The following is a 14,889-nucleotide window of genomic DNA, read 5'->3' as shown; positions in this document are numbered from 1 at the left end:
CCAACCCCTGAACCCATGGATGTCTCAGGAGGCCCCGATGCACCTCTGCTCCATCGACCAGGCCGTCGAGCAAGTCCTCTCGCGCCTGCCAGCCCACATTCACATGGGCCTGCCGCTGGGCCTGGGCAAGCCCAACGCCTTCGTCAATGCGCTTTACGCCCGCATCCGCGAGCTGCCCGAACGGCAGCTGACCATCTACACGGCCCTGTCCCTCGGACGTCCGTCACTGGGTGACGGTTTGCAACGGCGCTTTCTCGAACCCTTTGTCGAACGCGTTTTCGCCGACTACGAAGAACTCGCCTACCTCACCGACCTGCGCAACGACACGTTGCCATCCAACATTCGCGTCGAACAGTTCTTCATGCAGCCGGGCAGCCTGCTGCACAGCGCGTCGGCCCAGCAGAGCTACATCAGCAGCAACTACAGCCACGCCGCACGCGACATCAACGCCAAGGGCCTGAACCTGATCGCGCAGCTGGTGGCCGCCACACCCGAGAGGCCGGTGCACCTGAGCCTGGCCTGCAACCCCGACATCACCCTCGACCTGCTGCCGATGATCGCCAAGCGCCGCGCCGCCGGCGAGACCATCCTCATGCTCGGCCAGGTGCATGCCGAGCTGCCTTACATGCCGGGTGACGCCGAGCTACCCATCGATACGTTCGACCTGCTGATCGATACAGCCGAGCAACGCCGCCTGTTCTCCACGCCGAACATGCCGGTCAACACCCAGGACCACTGCATCGGCCTGCACGCCAGCAGCCTGGTTCGCGACGGCGGCACGCTACAGATCGGCATTGGTGCCATGGGCGATGCGGTAGCTGCCGCATTGCTGGCGCGCCAGGGTGACAACGCCGGTTATCGTGCCGTGCTCGACGCGCTGGGTGCTGGCTCGTGGCAAACGTTGGTCGAACGGGAAGGGGGCCTGGATACCTTCGCCCAAGGCCTGTACGGCTGCAGCGAGATGTTCGTCAACGGCCTGTTGGCGCTGGCCGAAGCGGGCCTGTTGCGGCGCCCGGCGGACGAGCAGGGGGCGGCAGTGCTGCATGGCGGTTTCTTCCTCGGCCCCCAGGCGTTCTACCAGCGCTTGCGCGACATGCCGCTGGAACAGCGCGCACGGTTTGCCATGACGTGTATCAGCTTCATCAACGAGCTGTATGGACAGGAGGAGCTCAAGCGCCGCCAACGCCGTGATGCGCGCTTCATCAACACCGTATTCGGCATGACCCTGCTCGGCGCCGGGGTGGCCGACCAGCTGGAGGATGGCCGGGTACTCAGTGGCGTGGGCGGGCAGTACAACTTCGTCGCCCAGGGCCATGCGCTGGAGGGCGGGCGTTCGATCCTGCTGCTGCGCAGCTGGCGTGAGGCGGGCGGGGAGGTGACCTCGAACCTGTTCTGGAACTATGGCCATTGCACCATCCCCCGGCACCTGCGCGATATCGTGGTGACCGAGTACGGCATCGCCGACCTGCGTGGGCAGACCGACAGCGAGGTGATTGCGCGGTTGCTGGCGGTATGTGATTCGCGGTTCCAGCAGGGGTTGATCGAGCAGGCAAAGGACGCCGGCAAGCTGGCCAAAGACTTTCAACTGGAGGCGTGCTTTACCGACAATACGCCGCAGCGGCTGGAGGCGATCAGGGCGCGGCACTCGCGGTTGTTCCCGGAGTATCCGCTGGGCACGGACTTTACGGCTGAAGAGCGGGATTTGCTGCGGGCACTGAACTGGTTGAAGAGCAAGTTCAAGCTGAGCGAGGTGCTGGAGCTGGGCAAGGCAGCGCTGGATGCGCCGGGGCCAGAGGGGTATGCGAGGCATCTTGCGCGGATGCAGCTGGAGCAGCCGCAGGGGCTGAAGGAAGAGCTTTACCAGCGGTTGCTGCTGGCGGGCTTACAGGCTGCAAAATAAGCGCTCGGACATACTGTCCCCTGTGGGAGCGGGTTTACCCGCGAATGCGATGGCGCATCCCAAATCGCCTTCGCGGGTAAACCCGCTCCCACAGAGATCGCGTAGCGGCCTTATTCGATGAAGGACACCACACCACCTTCCAGCGACTTCACCCGGGCCAGCGACTCGACGCGATAGCCCTGGCTGTCCAGCTCGGCACGGCCGCCCTGGAACGACTTCTCGATCACGATACCCAGGCCGGCCACGGTGGCGCCGGCCTGCTTGATGATCGAGATCAGTGCCTGCGACGCTTTGCCGTTGGCCAGGAAGTCGTCGATCACCAGCACGCGGTCGCTGCTGTTGAGGTGACGCGGCGAGATGGCCACGGTGTTCTCGGTCTGCTTGGTGAAGGAATACACCGAGGCGGTCAGCAGGTTCTCGGTCAGGGTCAGCGACTGGTGCTTGCGGGCGAAGATCACCGGCACGCCCAGCTTCAGGCCAGTCATCACCGCCGGGGCAATGCCCGAGGCTTCGATGGTGACGATCTTGGTCACGCCCGCGTCGGCGAACAGGCGGGCGAACTCGTCACCGATCAGCTGCATCAGCGCCGGGTCGATCTGGTGGTTGAGAAACGCGTCGACTTTGAGAACCTGATCGGAAAGCACGATGCCTTCTTCGCGAATCTTCTGATGCAGTGCTTCCACTTTGTTTTCCTCGATGTAGCAAAGGTGGCCGCAAATAGCGGCAAAGTTAAAGAGTAATGGTTGATCAGCGTTTGAGCATTGCCCGGATATCGGCCAAGGCGTTGTTGCCCCGTGCAGCCTTTACCTCGACCGGCGCATCGTCCAGGCCTTCCCAGGCCAGGTCGTCCGGTGGCAGTTCGTCGAGGAACCGGCTGGGCGTGCAGTCGATGATTTCACCGTACTGCTTGCGCTTGGCGGCGAAGGTGAAGGCCAGGGTCTGGCGCGCGCGGGTGATGCCCACGTAGGCCAGGCGGCGTTCCTCTTCGATGGTGTCGGCCTCGATGCTGGAGCGGTGCGGGAGGATTTCCTCTTCCATGCCCATGATGAACACGTAGGGGAATTCCAGGCCCTTGGAGGCATGCAGGGTCATCATCTGCACACCTTCGGCGTTCTCTTCCTCTTCCTGCTGGCGCTCGAGCATGTCGCGCAGCACCAGCTTGCCGATGGCGTCCTCGATGGTCATGTCACCCTCTTCGTCCTTCTCGAGGGTGTTCTTCAGCGCTTCGACCAGGAACCAGACGTTGCTGATGCGGAACTCGGCAGCCTTGTCGCTGGCGGTCTGCTGGCGGATCCAGTTCTCGTAGTCGATATCGCGGATCATCTCGTGCAGCGCGGCAATCGGGTCTTCCAGGGCAACCTTGTGGCGCACCCCGTCCAGCCAATGCTTGAAGCGCTGCAAGCGCTCGGTATAGCGGGCGTCCAGATGCTCGCCCAGGCCAAGCTCCTCGCTGGCGGCGTACATCGAAATACCGCGCTCGGTGGCGTAGTTGCCGAGCTTTTCCAGGGTGGTGGAGCCGATTTCGCGGCGCGGTACGTTGATCACCCGCAGGTAGGCGTTGTCATCGTCCGGGTTCACCAGCAGGCGCAGGTAGGCCATCAGGTCCTTGACCTCCTGGCGGCCGAAGAAGCTGTTGCCGCCCGACAGGCGATACGGCACCTGGTGGTGCTGCAGCTTCAGTTCGATCAGCTTGGCCTGGTAGTTGCCGCGGTAGAGGATGGCAAAGTCGCTGTAGGGGCGGTTGGTGCGCAGGTGCAGGGTGAGGATTTCCATGGCCACGCGTTCGGCCTCGGCTTCCTCGTTCTTGCAGCGGATGACGCGGATCTCGTCGCCCACGCCCATCTCGCTCCACAGCTGCTTCTCGAACGCGTGCGGGTTGTTGGCGATCAGCACGTTGGCGCAGCGCAGGATGCGGCTGGTGGAGCGGTAGTTCTGCTCCAGCATCACCACTTTCAGGGAGGGGTAGTCCTCCTTGAGCAGCATCAGGTTTTCCGGCCGGGCGCCACGCCAGGCGTAGATCGACTGGTCGTCGTCGCCTACCACGGTGAACTGGTTGCGCATGCCGATCAGCATCTTTACCAGCAGGTACTGGCTGGCGTTGGTGTCCTGGTATTCGTCCACCAGCAGGTAGCGCACGCGGTTCTGCCAGCGCTCCAGCACATCGGGGTGTTCCTGGAACAGCTTGACCGGCAGCAGGATCAGGTCGTCGAAGTCCACCGCGTTGAACGCCTTGAGCGTGCGCTGGTAGTGGGTGTAGACGATGGCTGCGGTCTGCTCGCGCGGGTTGCGCGCCTTCTCCAGGGCTTCGGCGGGCAGGATCAGGTCATTCTTCCAGGCACCGATCATGTTCTTGATCTCGTCGATGCCGTCGTCGCCGGAGTATTCCTTCTGCATGATGTCCGACAGCAACGCCTTGATGTCGGACTCGTCGAAGATCGAGAAACCCGGCTTGTAGCCCAGGCGCTCGTGCTCCCTGCGGATGATGTTCAAGCCCAGGTTGTGGAACGTGCATACCGTCAGGCCACGGCCTTCCCCCGGGCGCAGCAGGGTGCCGACCCGCTCCTTCATCTCGCGCGCGGCCTTGTTGGTGAAGGTCATCGCCACGATGTACTGGGCACGGATGCCGCAGTTCTGGATGAGGTGGGCAATCTTGCGCGTGATCACGCTGGTCTTGCCCGAGCCTGCACCGGCGAGCACCAAAAGAGGGCCGCCGACATAGTCACGGGCTTCCTGCTGCCGGGGATTGAGTCGGGACATGCTAGAAACCGGGGGTCGCCAGAAAATAGCCGCGCATTCTAACAGGCATGGGGCGTTTGTGGCGCGACCGTCTGACGTCTGAGTCAAATATGTAAACGGGATTTGCCGGCTGGCGCAGTTTCGCGCAGGATGCACGACAAAATACGTCGGGATGCTACACCCGTAAAAACATGTATTAAATTGAAAATCATTTTCATTAATGCAGTAGCATACCTGGCAGTTTCCGTTGCACCGTGAAGCCCTAAGGAGCCCGCTTGTCCACGCCTGTCGAACCATTGCGTTTGCTGCTGTTGGCCGATGAGCCGGAATGGGGTGCGCTGCTACGCGAGTGCACGCCCGCACTGGGTGGCAGCGCCGTACTGCTGACGGCGCCGAACTGGGAGTCGGTCGACAGCCTGTTCAACCAGGACCGTCAGGCTATCGTGCTGGCAACCCCGGCCCTGCAGCCCGCGCCCGGGCGCTGCGAGTTGCCGACCATCCTGCTGCTCGACCACGAGCCCCAGGTAGCGCCCACCGCTGTCAGCGACTGGCTGGTGCGTGACCAGCTCAATGTCGACACATTGCGCCGCTCGTTGCGCCATGTGCGCGAGCGCGGCGTGCTGGTGGCCACCTTGCAGCGCCTGGCCGAGCAGGACCCGCTGACCGGCATCGCCAACCGCCAGGGCTTCCAGGCCTTGCTGACCGCGCGGCTGGCCGAGAACGACGGCCGTGGCCTTGCCCTCGGCCACCTGGACCTGGACAACTTCCGCCACGTCAACGACGCCCTTGGCCACCAGAGTGGCGACCGCCTGATCCTGCAGGTGGTGGCGCGCCTGAAACAGCAACTGGAGGCGGGTGACCAGCTGGCGCGCCTTGGCAGCGACGAGTTCGCCCTGCTGATCGACACCCGACGCGACCCCAATCGTGCCGAATCGATTGCCGAGCGGATTGTCGAGGCGTTGGCCGAACCCTACTGGATCGACGGCGAAAGCCTGCTGCTGGGCTGCAGCCTGGGCCTGGCCCATGCCCGCGCCCAGGGTGGTGCCGACCCGCTGATGTGGCACGCGCACATCGCCATGCGCCAGGCCAAGGGCAGCCAGGGTTGCACTTTCCATGTGTTCAACGAACGCATCAACCGCAACGCCCGCAGCCTTGCCGACCTGGAAAGCGAACTGCGCCGCGCCCTGCGCCGGGACGAACTGGAGCTGCATTACCAGCCGCGGTTGAACCTGGCCGACGGGCGCATCGTCGGCCTCGAGGCGCTGGTGCGCTGGCGGCATGCCGAGCGCGGTCTGTTGCCGCCCAGCGAGTTCGTGCCGCTGGCCGAGCAGAGCGGCCTGATCGTGCCGCTGGGCTACTGGGTGATTTCCCGTGCCCTGCGCGACATGCAGGCGCTGTGCGAGCGCGGCCTGGAGCCGCTGCACATGGCGGTCAACCTGAGCTTCCGCCAGTTCCAGGACAGCCAGTTGCTGGCGACCTTGAGCCGCCTGATTCTCGAACATGGCGTGGATGCCCGCTGGCTGGAGTTCGAACTGACCGAAACGGCGGTGATGCGCCGCAACGAACTGGTGCGCCAGACCATGGACGCCCTGGGGCGCCTGGGCGTGCGCTTTTCGCTCGATGATTTCGGTACCGGGTTCTCTTCGTTCGTGCACCTCAACAGCCTGCCGATCACCTTGCTCAAGGTGGACCGCAGCTTTGTCGCGGAAATGGAAATGCGCGAGGAGAACCGCAAGCTGGTGCACGCCATGATCAACCTGGCGCACAACCTCAACCTGGAGGTGGTGGCCGAAGGGGTGGAGAGCGAAGAGCAGATGGCTTTGCTGCGCGGGTTTGGCTGTGACCAGGTTCAAGGCTTCCTGGTCAGCAAGCCGCTGCCGGTGGGGGAGTTGATGGAGTTCTTGCTGGTTTACAGCAAGCCGAAGCTGGTTAGCCTGTGACATCGCAGGGGAGGGCTTCGCCCTCCTGTCGCGACACAAGGCCGCTCCTACATTGATCGACGAACGCAGGCCCATGTAGGAGCGGCCTTGCGTCGCGAAAGGGCTGCAAAGCAGCCCCGGCAATCACACAGACACTGCCGACCCGTCAGCCAGACCGGCCTTGCCCAAAAGCCGCTTCATGCGCCACTCAAAGCCAAAAGTCAGTGCCACCGCCGCACACGCCAGCCCCAACGCCAGTCCCCACCACACCCCGACCGCGCCACCGCCCAGGGTAAAGGTGAACAGCCAGGCGCTCGGCGCCCCCACCAACCAGTAGCACACCAGGCCGATCAGGAAGGTGGTCTTGGCATCCTTCAGCCCACGGATCGAGCCCATCGCGATGGTCTGCATGCCATCGAACAGCTCGAACCACGCAGCCACCATCAGCAACTGCACCGCCAGCTGGAAGATCGCCGCAAATGCCGGGTCGTCACGGTCGATGAACAGCCCCACCAGCGCATCGGGCAGCAGCCAGAACAGCGCGGCGAAGGCAAACATGATCATCGCCCCGAAGCCGATGCCCACCCGCCCGGCACTGCGCGCCGCCAGCAGGTTGCCGGCGCCGTAGTACAGCCCCACGCGCATGGTCACCGCATACGACAACCCGGTCGGCACCATGAACGCCGTGGAAACGATCTGCAGGGCGATCTGGTGCGCTGCCAGCTCGGTGCTGCCCAGCACGCCCATGCACAGCGCGGCGAAGGCGAACAGGCCGACTTCCACCATGTAGGTGCCGCCAATCGGCAGGCCCAGCCGCCACAGCTCGCGCAGGGCCGGCAGCGAAGGGCGCGACAGGCCCTTGCGCAGTGGGTAGGCGGCATAGGCCGGGTGCCAGCGGATATACAGCGCCAAGGCAATGGCCATGCCCATCGACACCACCGCGGTGACCAGGCCGATGCCCATCAGGCCCAGCTTGGGCAGGCCGAACATGCCTTCGATCAACGCCACGTTGAACAGGTAGTTGAGCACCGTGCCGACCAGGCTGATGACCATCACCGGGGTCGACCGGCCCAGCGCGCTGGTGAAGCCGCGCAAGGCCATGAAGGTCAGGTAGCCGGGCAGGGCCAGTGGCAGCAGGGTGAGGAATTCGGCGGCCGAGGCAACGTTCTCGGGCTTTTGCCCGAACAGCAGCAGTACCGGCTCAAGGTTCCACAGCACCAGCGCAGCGAACAGCGCCAGGCCCCAGGCCAGCCACAAGCCACCCTGCGCCAGGCGGGTGGCGCCCTCGATGTCGTTGGCGCCCTTGCGAATGGCCACCAGGGTACCGACCGCAGCGATCACGCCAAGGCAGAAGATCGACACGAACGAGTAGCTCGCCGCGCCCAGGCCGCCGCCAGCCAGGGCTTGCGGGCTGATGCGGGCCATCATCAGGGTATCGGTCAGCACCATCAGCATGTGCGCCAACTGCGAGGCGATCAGCGGCCCGGCCAGGCGCAGCAAAGCCTTGAGTTCTGTGGTGGGCGCGACATGCATGGGGGCAGTCCTTTTCCTGGGGTGATCAACGAAGGGCGATTCTGAGGCTTTGGTCAACTTTGCACAAAAGGATAAAAGCGATCATTGGCATGAGTCTGACTCATGTATATATGCTTCCCGGTGATTCATTTCACAGCCCCGTATGGCAGGTGCCTCATGTCCCGTCAGCTCCCCCCGCTGTATGCCCTGCGCGCATTCGAAGCCGCAGCGCGGCTAAGCTCCTTCACCCGTGCCGGCGAAGAGTTGTCGATTACCCAGAGCGCGGTCAGCCGACATATCCGCACGTTGGAGGAGCATTTTGCCTGCCGTCTGTTCGTGCGCAGCGGCCGCAGCCTGCAACTGACCGAAGCGGCGCGGGTGCTGCTGCCCGGTGTGCGCGAAGGCTTTGCCGCGCTGGAACGGGCTTGCGATACCTTGCGCGGTGAGGATGACATCCTGCGCATGAAGGCCCCCTCGACCCTGACCATGCGCTGGTTGCTGGCGCGCCTTAGCCGCTTTCGCCACTTGCAGCCTGGCAACGAAGTGCAGCTGACCAGCGCCTGGATGGATGTCGACCATGTGGACTTCAACCAGGAACCGTTCGATTGCGCGGTGTTGCTCAGCGACGGGGTGTTCCCGCCGGAATGGGAAGTGCGCAGGTTGTTCCCGGAGCTGCTGATCCCCGTGGGTGCGCCAGACCTGCTCGACGAGGAACCGTGGGACGAGCGCCGGCTGGCCTGCATCGAGCTGCTGCACCCCACGGTGGACAAGCGCGACTGGCGGGAGTGGTTGGAGCGCATGGGATTGAGTGACAAGGTTTCGCTCAAGGGCGGGCAGGTGTTCGACACCCTGGAGCTGGGCATGATTGCCGCGGCGCGTGGCTATGGCATTTCCATGGGTGATTTGCTGATGGTGGCCGAAGATGTGGCGCAGGGGCGCTTGAGCCTGCCTTGGCCGACGGCGGTGCCCAGCGGGATGGATTATTACCTGGTATGGCCGCGCACTCGGCCAGGGGGCGAGCGATTGCGGCGTTTGAGCGCGTTTCTGGAAGAGGAGGTGGCGGCGATGGATTTGCCGGATGTGCAGATCCTGCCGGCCCTTTGATCGCCTGTACCGGCCTCTTCGCGGGCTTGCCCGCTCCCACAGGGTTATCGCATGCCTTGAAACCGGCACTGTACCTGTGGGAGCGGGCGAGCCCGCGAAGAGGCCGCAATGCCTTACATCGAGCCCAGGTTCAACGCCTGTGCACACGCCTGCAGCGACCGACGCTCGCTCTGCGCATACAGCGCCAGCTCATCCTGCACCTGCAGCCCCAGCGCCGCTTCGAACGCATCGCGGTTGGCGTTGCTGCCGTACTCGGCCTGCGCATCGTCACCCAGGTTGGACTGGAAGATCCCCGCCGCGCTCACCGGCAGGAAGTCCTCGTACACCAACGCCTCGAAGTGCACATGGCCAGCCTCGATCAACCCTTCCAGTGTGGTCGGGCGGCCGTCCTGGTCGCGCGCAGCCAGGCCTTTCTCGGTGGCGAAGTAGCGGAAGTAGGCCAGCCCCTGTTCACGCATCTGTGCCAGGTCATCCGGGAACTCGGCAAAGGTGTCCTTCAGCAACGCCATGTAGCGTTCGGCATTGGCCTCGGCCGGGGCGCCACCCAGGGCGGCGCGGGTGGCGTCGAGCAGCTTGTCGTACAGCTGGCGACCTTTCGGCGTCAGCGCCGCGCCGCGTTGCTCGATTTCGCCGAAGCGCGCGGTATGGCTGCCTTCGCTGCCCTGCTGGTCGCTGAACGCTACCTTTTCCTGCAGGGCCTTGAAGCTGGTCTGGCGCAACAGGATCGGGTGGCGGCGGGTGGGCGGGCCTTCGACCACGGCCTTTGGCGGGATGCCCTTGGCCGGCATGCCAAGCTGGATTGCATCGATGTCCAGGGTGCGCGGGGTCAGGTGGTTGATGTGTGGGCCCTTGAAGGCCACCACATCGGCGATCAGGCGGTGCTGGTCGTGCAACTGCTGGTACTGCTCGGCAGTGACAGTGGCGTCATGGTGCCAGCGGAAGGTGTGCAGCGCTTCCTGCACGAACGCTTCGGCATCGGCGGCGTTCAGGCCACCATCGCGCTCGCATTGGGCGATCAGTTCGAGGGCACGGGCGGTGAAGATCTGGCGCTTGGCCAGGATGCTCTCTGCCAGCTCGCGCAGCTGCGGGTTGTCGATCAGCTCCAGGCGCAGCAGCGAGGTGAACACGCGGAACGGGCTGACGTGCAGCGACTGCTCATGCACCGCGCGGAAGGCGGTGGAATGCACCGGCACGCCAGCGGAACTGAGGTCGTAGTAGCCGACCGGCTGCATGCCCATGACCGCGAACAACCGGGCGATGGTGGCCAGCTCTGCGGCGGTGCCCACACGGATGGCGCCGTGGCGCTCCTGATCAAGGCGCTCGATTTCGCCGGTCCAGCGCAGGGCCTCGGCAACCTCGGGTTGCTGGGCCATGACCTGCTGGTTGATTTCGCTCACCAGCTCCAGCAGCGTGCCGTACAGGGGCACTTCCTGTTTGTACATGAGCGACATGGCGGCAGAGAACTGCGCGCGGATGCTGTCGGGGCTGACGAAATCGTGGGCGGGCATCGCTAGCTTCCTGGTTGGGTTCGGACGCTTACATGAAAGCTGGGAATGCACTTTGCTCACAAGCGAAAAAAAGTGAGTGTGTCATTCCTTTTTTGATCGACCTCAAGGGCCCTTTCGCGGGCACGCCCGCTCCCACAGGGACTGTGCGCAGTCTGAACCTTATGCAGTACCTTGTGGGAGCGGGCGTGCCCGCGAAGAGGCCCTCAAGCCGATAACTGCTCACGAATCCATTCCACCAATGCCCTTACCTTGGGCACCTCCGCCGCATGCTCGGCATACGCCAGGTAATGCGCCCCGGCACTGCGCATCGCATGGTTCCACGGCACCACCAAACTCCCCTCGGCCAGCTCCTTTGCCGCCAGGTAGCGCGGCACCAACGCCACCCCGCACCCGGCCTGCGCCGCGCTCAAGGCCATGTAGAAGGTATCGAAGCGCGGCCCGTGGTAGGCGCTGACGCTCTGCAAGCCCAACTCCAGGAACCACTCGTGCCAGGCCTCGGGCCGCGAGGTGCTCTGCAGCAGCACCATGTCGGCCAGCTCCCCGGCATCGTTCAGTTCACGCCCGGCCAGCAACTCCGGCGCGCACACCGGCACCACCTCCTCACCGAACAGCTCCACGCAGGTGGCCCCTGGCCAGGTGCCCTGGCCATAGAAGAACACCACGTCCGCCGAGCCCTGCAGCAGGGCGAATGGCTCCATCTCGTTGCGGATGTCCAGGTGGATGTTGCTGTGGCGCTTGCCAAAGCCCTTGAGGTGCGGGATCAACCAGCGCACGCCAAAACTCGGCTGAGTGGCTACCTTCAATATCTCGGTCTGCTCGCCGTAGGTGAGCACGTAGCGGCTGGACATATCCACCTGGGTGAGGATCTTGTTGACCTCGGCCAGGTACAGGCTGCCCGCCGGCGTCAGTTGCAGGCGGCGGCGGATACGCAGGAACAGGTGGTGGCGCAGCATGTCTTCAAGCTGCGCCACCTGCTTGCTGACCGCGCTCTGGGTCAGGTGCAGCTCTTCGGCGGCACGGGTAAAGCTCAAATGGCGGGCTGCAGCTTCGAAGCACTGCAGGGCGGTCATGGAGGGCACCAGGCGTTTGGACATAGCGGTCTCTGCGGCTCAAATCATTACCTGACGGAATGATATGCGGAATAAAGGTCGTTTGTTGCACCGGTGTGATCGGATTAATACTGATCCACATCATTTTTCCACCCCATCACCCGATGTAGGAGATGCACAAATGGTTGCTGGACTGCTCGAGCGCCTTGGCGTTGCTGCCCAGGCTTACACCCAGGGCGACTACCCTGTTCACACGCCGATCGACGGCAGCCAGATCGCCTCGGTGAAACTGCTCGGCAAGGCCGAGACCATCGCCCGCATCGATCAGGCCCAGAGCGCCTTCGAAGCCTGGCGCAGCGTGCCGGCCCCGCGCCGCGGCGAGCTGGTGCGCCTGTTCGGCGAAGTGCTGCGTGAGCACAAGGCCGACCTCGGCGAGCTGGTTTCGATCGAAGCCGGCAAGATCACCCAGGAAGGCCTGGGCGAAGTGCAGGAAATGATCGACATCTGCGACTTCGCCGTTGGCCTGTCGCGCCAGCTGTACGGCCTGACCATCGCTTCCGAGCGCCCTGGCCACCACATGCGTGAAACCTGGCACCCGCTGGGCGTGGTCGGCGTGATCAGCGCCTTCAACTTCCCGGTCGCAGTCTGGGCCTGGAACACCGCCCTGGCCCTGGTCGCCGGTAACTCGGTGGTATGGAAACCGTCCGAGAAGACCCCGCTGACAGCCCTGGCCTGCCAGGCGCTGTTCGAAAAAGCCCTGAAAGCCTTTGGTGATGCCCCGGCTGGCCTGGCACAACTGGTGATCGGCGGTCGTGAAGCCGGCGAAGCCATGGTCGACGACCCGCGCGTACCGCTGGTCAGCGCCACCGGTAGCACCCGCATGGGGCGCGAAGTCGGCCCACGTGTGGCTGCCCGCTTCGGCCGCAGCATCCTCGAACTGGGCGGCAACAACGCCATGATCCTGGCCCCGAGCGCCGACCTCGACCTGGCCGTGCGTGGCATCCTGTTCTCCGCAGTGGGCACTGCCGGCCAGCGTTGCACCACCCTGCGCCGCCTGATCGTGCACCGTTCGATCAAGGACGAAGTGGTTGCCCGCGTCAAAGCCGCCTACGGCAAGGTGCGCATCGGTGACCCACGCAAGGACAACCTGGTGGGCCCGCTGATCGACAAGCAGTCGTTCGACGCCATGCAGGGCGCGCTGGCCAAGGCACGCGACGAAGGTGGCCAGGTATTTGGTGGCGAGCGTCAGCTGGCCGACCAGTACCCGAACGCCTACTACGTATCGCCTGCCATCGCCGAAATGCCGGCGCAGAGCGATGTGGTGCGCCACGAAACCTTCGCCCCGATCCTGTACGTGCTGGCCTACGACGACTTCGAAGAGGCCCTGCGCCTGAACAACGAAGTGCCACAAGGCCTGTCGTCGTGCATCTTCACCACCGACATCCGTGAGGCCGAACGCTTCCAGAGCGCCTCGGGCAGCGACTGCGGCATCGCCAACGTCAACATCGGCACCAGCGGCGCCGAGATCGGCGGTGCGTTCGGTGGCGAGAAGGAGACTGGCGGTGGCCGTGAGTCCGGTTCGGATGCCTGGAAAGGTTACATGCGTCGCCAGACCAACACCGTGAACTACTCGCGCGAACTGCCGTTGGCGCAGGGTATCGTGTTCGACTGATCGGCTGATGCTGCATGGCCGGGGGCCTGGCCCCCGGTTCGCGGGTAAACCCGCTCCCACAGGTACAACACAGTTCTTGAAACCTGTGATGCACCTGTGGGAGCGGGTTTACCCGCGAATGGGCCGCACAACGGCCCCAAACAAGAACAAATTGCTGGAGCCGGGCCATGTCCGAACTGCGTCAAGAATGCTTGTGGGAATTCGTCAGCAAACCGACCGTCGCCGCCCAGGCCCTGGCCGGTGAGCACAAGGCCGATGTCTGCGTGATCGGTGGCGGCATTACCGGCCTGTCGGCGGCCATCCACCTGCTCGAACAGGGCAAGTCGGTGATCCTGCTGGAGGCCTGGAAGATCGGTCACGGTGGCTCCGGGCGCAACGTCGGCCTGGTCAACGCCGGCACCTGGATTCGCCCCGACGATGTCGAGGCCACCCTCGGCTTGCAGCAGGGCAGCCGCCTGAACAAGGTGCTCGGCGAAGCCCCGGCCGAAGTGTTCGCCATGATCGAACGCCTTGGCATCGACTGCCAGGCCCAGCACAAAGGCACGCTGCACATGGCGCACAACGCCACCGGCATCGCCGACCTCGAGGCCCGCCACGAACAATGGCGCCGCCGTGGTGCCGATGTGGAGCTGCTGACCGGCGCCCAATGCCAGGAATACTGCGGCACCGACAAGATTTCCGCCGCGCTGCTCGACCGCCGCGCCGGCACCATCAACCCCATGGGCTACACCCAGGGCCTGGCCGCAGCGGTGGCACGCCTGGGTGGTAAGCTGTTCCAGCAGTCTTCGGTCGAAGGCCTGGAGCGTGACGGTGATGCCTGGCGGGTGAAGACCGCACGTGGTTCGGTGCGCGCCGACAAGGTGGTGATTTCCACCGGCGCCTACACCGAAGGCGACTGGAGCAACCTGCAGAAGCAGTTTTTCCGTGGTTACTACTACCAGGTGGCGTCCAAGCCGTTGCAGGGCGCTGCAGCCGACAAGGTGCTGCCACATGGCCAAGGCTCGTGGGACACCCGCACCGTGCTCAGCAGCATCCGTCGCGACGACCAGGGCCGCCTGCTGCTCGGCAGCCTGGGCCGGGTCGACAACAAGCCGGCGTGGTTCGTGCGCAGCTGGGCCGACCGCATCCAGAGCCACTATTACCCGGAGCTGGGCAAGGTCGAGTGGGAAATGCACTGGACCGGCTGCATCGACTTCACCCCAGACCACCTGATGCGCCTGTTCGAACCGGCGCCGGGGCTGGTGGCGGTGACCGGCTACAACGGGCGGGGCAATACCACCGGGACCGTGATTGGCCGGGCGTTTGCCGAGTTCCTGCTGAAGGGGGAGGCGGGCAGCCTGCCGATTCCGTTCTCGCCGATGAAGGGCGTGAGTGCGCCCTCGCTGCGGACCGCGTTCTACGAGTCCGGGTTCTCGCTGTACCACGCGGGGCAATGCTTGAGAGTTGTGTTGTAAATACAGGCCTCTTCGCGGGCATGCCCGCTCCCACA

10 protein-coding genes are annotated in these 14,889 nt (G+C 64.4%); 5 read left to right on the top strand and 5 right to left on the bottom strand.

Going from position 1 to position 14,889, the window contains the following annotated elements; all coding sequences use genetic code 11:
• Positions 1-37 precede the first annotated feature (37 nt).
• The gene (locus tag C163_RS25360; protein WP_025341099.1) at positions 38-1,900 is read left to right on the top strand and encodes an acetyl-CoA hydrolase/transferase C-terminal domain-containing protein; all 1,863 of its coding nucleotides are present in this window, start codon (positions 38-40) and stop codon (positions 1,898-1,900) included.
• Positions 1,901-2,010: 110 nt separating this feature from the next.
• Here C163_RS25360 and C163_RS25355 read toward each other — a convergent pair whose 3' ends face one another.
• Both C163_RS25355 and rep read right to left on the bottom strand, forming a co-directional pair.
• A complete protein-coding gene (locus tag C163_RS25355; protein ID WP_003253535.1) occupies positions 2,011-2,583 on the bottom strand; it encodes a xanthine phosphoribosyltransferase in 573 nt (190 codons plus the stop codon).
• A 64-nt stretch (positions 2,584-2,647) separates the two neighbouring features.
• Positions 2,648-4,657: a DNA helicase Rep gene (gene rep, locus C163_RS25350; RefSeq protein WP_025341098.1), complete on the bottom strand. Its 2,010-nt coding sequence runs from the start codon at positions 4,655-4,657 to the stop codon at positions 2,648-2,650.
• Positions 4,658-4,911: 254 nt separating this feature from the next.
• Between rep and C163_RS25345 the strand changes: the two genes are divergently transcribed.
• Entirely contained in the window at positions 4,912-6,576 is a 1,665-nt protein-coding gene (locus C163_RS25345; protein ID WP_025341097.1) for a bifunctional diguanylate cyclase/phosphodiesterase, read from the top strand.
• Between the two features lie 123 nt (positions 6,577-6,699).
• On the opposite strand, the gene C163_RS25340 is transcribed toward C163_RS25345, so the two are convergent.
• Positions 6,700-8,088, bottom strand: coding sequence for a NorM family multidrug efflux MATE transporter (locus C163_RS25340; protein ID WP_025341096.1), 1,389 nt, complete (start codon positions 8,086-8,088; stop codon positions 6,700-6,702).
• A gap of 156 nt (positions 8,089-8,244) precedes the next feature.
• Here C163_RS25340 and C163_RS25335 point away from each other — a divergent pair, with 156 nt between their 5' ends.
• Positions 8,245-9,171 (top strand): LysR substrate-binding domain-containing protein, encoded by a 927-nt coding sequence (locus tag C163_RS25335; RefSeq protein ID WP_013974772.1) that lies wholly within the window; start codon positions 8,245-8,247, stop codon positions 9,169-9,171.
• Positions 9,172-9,284: 113 nt separating this feature from the next.
• Here the strand turns inward: C163_RS25335 and C163_RS25330 are convergent, their stop codons facing one another.
• Together C163_RS25330 and C163_RS25325 are read right to left on the bottom strand one after the other, a co-directional pair.
• Positions 9,285-10,679 (bottom strand): VOC family protein, encoded by a 1,395-nt coding sequence (locus C163_RS25330; RefSeq protein WP_025341095.1) that lies wholly within the window; start codon positions 10,677-10,679, stop codon positions 9,285-9,287.
• Positions 10,680-10,882: 203 nt separating this feature from the next.
• Positions 10,883-11,773 (bottom strand): LysR family transcriptional regulator, encoded by an 891-nt coding sequence (locus tag C163_RS25325; RefSeq protein WP_025341094.1) that lies wholly within the window; start codon positions 11,771-11,773, stop codon positions 10,883-10,885.
• Positions 11,774-11,909: 136 nt separating this feature from the next.
• Here C163_RS25325 and C163_RS25320 point away from each other — a divergent pair, with 136 nt between their 5' ends.
• A complete protein-coding gene (locus C163_RS25320) occupies positions 11,910-13,400 on the top strand; it encodes an aldehyde dehydrogenase family protein (RefSeq protein ID WP_025341093.1) in 1,491 nt (496 codons plus the stop codon).
• Between the two features lie 167 nt (positions 13,401-13,567).
• Positions 13,568-14,854: an FAD-binding oxidoreductase gene (locus tag C163_RS25315; protein ID WP_013974769.1), complete on the top strand. Its 1,287-nt coding sequence runs from the start codon at positions 13,568-13,570 to the stop codon at positions 14,852-14,854.
• The last annotated feature ends 35 nt before the right edge of the window (positions 14,855-14,889 follow it).

Source organism: Pseudomonas sp. FGI182 (assembly GCF_000511325.1).
GTDB lineage: Bacteria > Pseudomonadota > Gammaproteobacteria > Pseudomonadales > Pseudomonadaceae > Aquipseudomonas > Aquipseudomonas putida_Z.
Note: the sequence above shows the minus strand (reverse complement) of the source record. Positions and strands in the feature narration are given on the sequence as shown.

What these genes read in the sequence shown, in the direction of transcription:
- C163_RS25360 (WP_025341099.1), top strand. Translation starts at nt 38, where the DNA reads ATGCACCTCTGCTCCATCGACCAGGCCGTCGAGCAAGTCCTCTCGCGC.
- rep (WP_025341098.1), bottom strand. Translation starts at nt 4,657, where the DNA reads ATGTCCCGACTCAATCCCCGGCAGCAGGAAGCCCGTGACTATGTCGGC.
- C163_RS25340 (WP_025341096.1), bottom strand. Translation starts at nt 8,088, where the DNA reads ATGCATGTCGCGCCCACCACAGAACTCAAGGCTTTGCTGCGCCTGGCC.
- C163_RS25335 (WP_013974772.1), top strand. Translation starts at nt 8,245, where the DNA reads ATGTCCCGTCAGCTCCCCCCGCTGTATGCCCTGCGCGCATTCGAAGCC.
- C163_RS25330 (WP_025341095.1), bottom strand. Translation starts at nt 10,679, where the DNA reads ATGCCCGCCCACGATTTCGTCAGCCCCGACAGCATCCGCGCGCAGTTC.
- C163_RS25325 (WP_025341094.1), bottom strand. Translation starts at nt 11,773, where the DNA reads ATGTCCAAACGCCTGGTGCCCTCCATGACCGCCCTGCAGTGCTTCGAA.
- C163_RS25320 (WP_025341093.1), top strand. Translation starts at nt 11,910, where the DNA reads ATGGTTGCTGGACTGCTCGAGCGCCTTGGCGTTGCTGCCCAGGCTTAC.
- C163_RS25315 (WP_013974769.1), top strand. Translation starts at nt 13,568, where the DNA reads ATGTCCGAACTGCGTCAAGAATGCTTGTGGGAATTCGTCAGCAAACCG.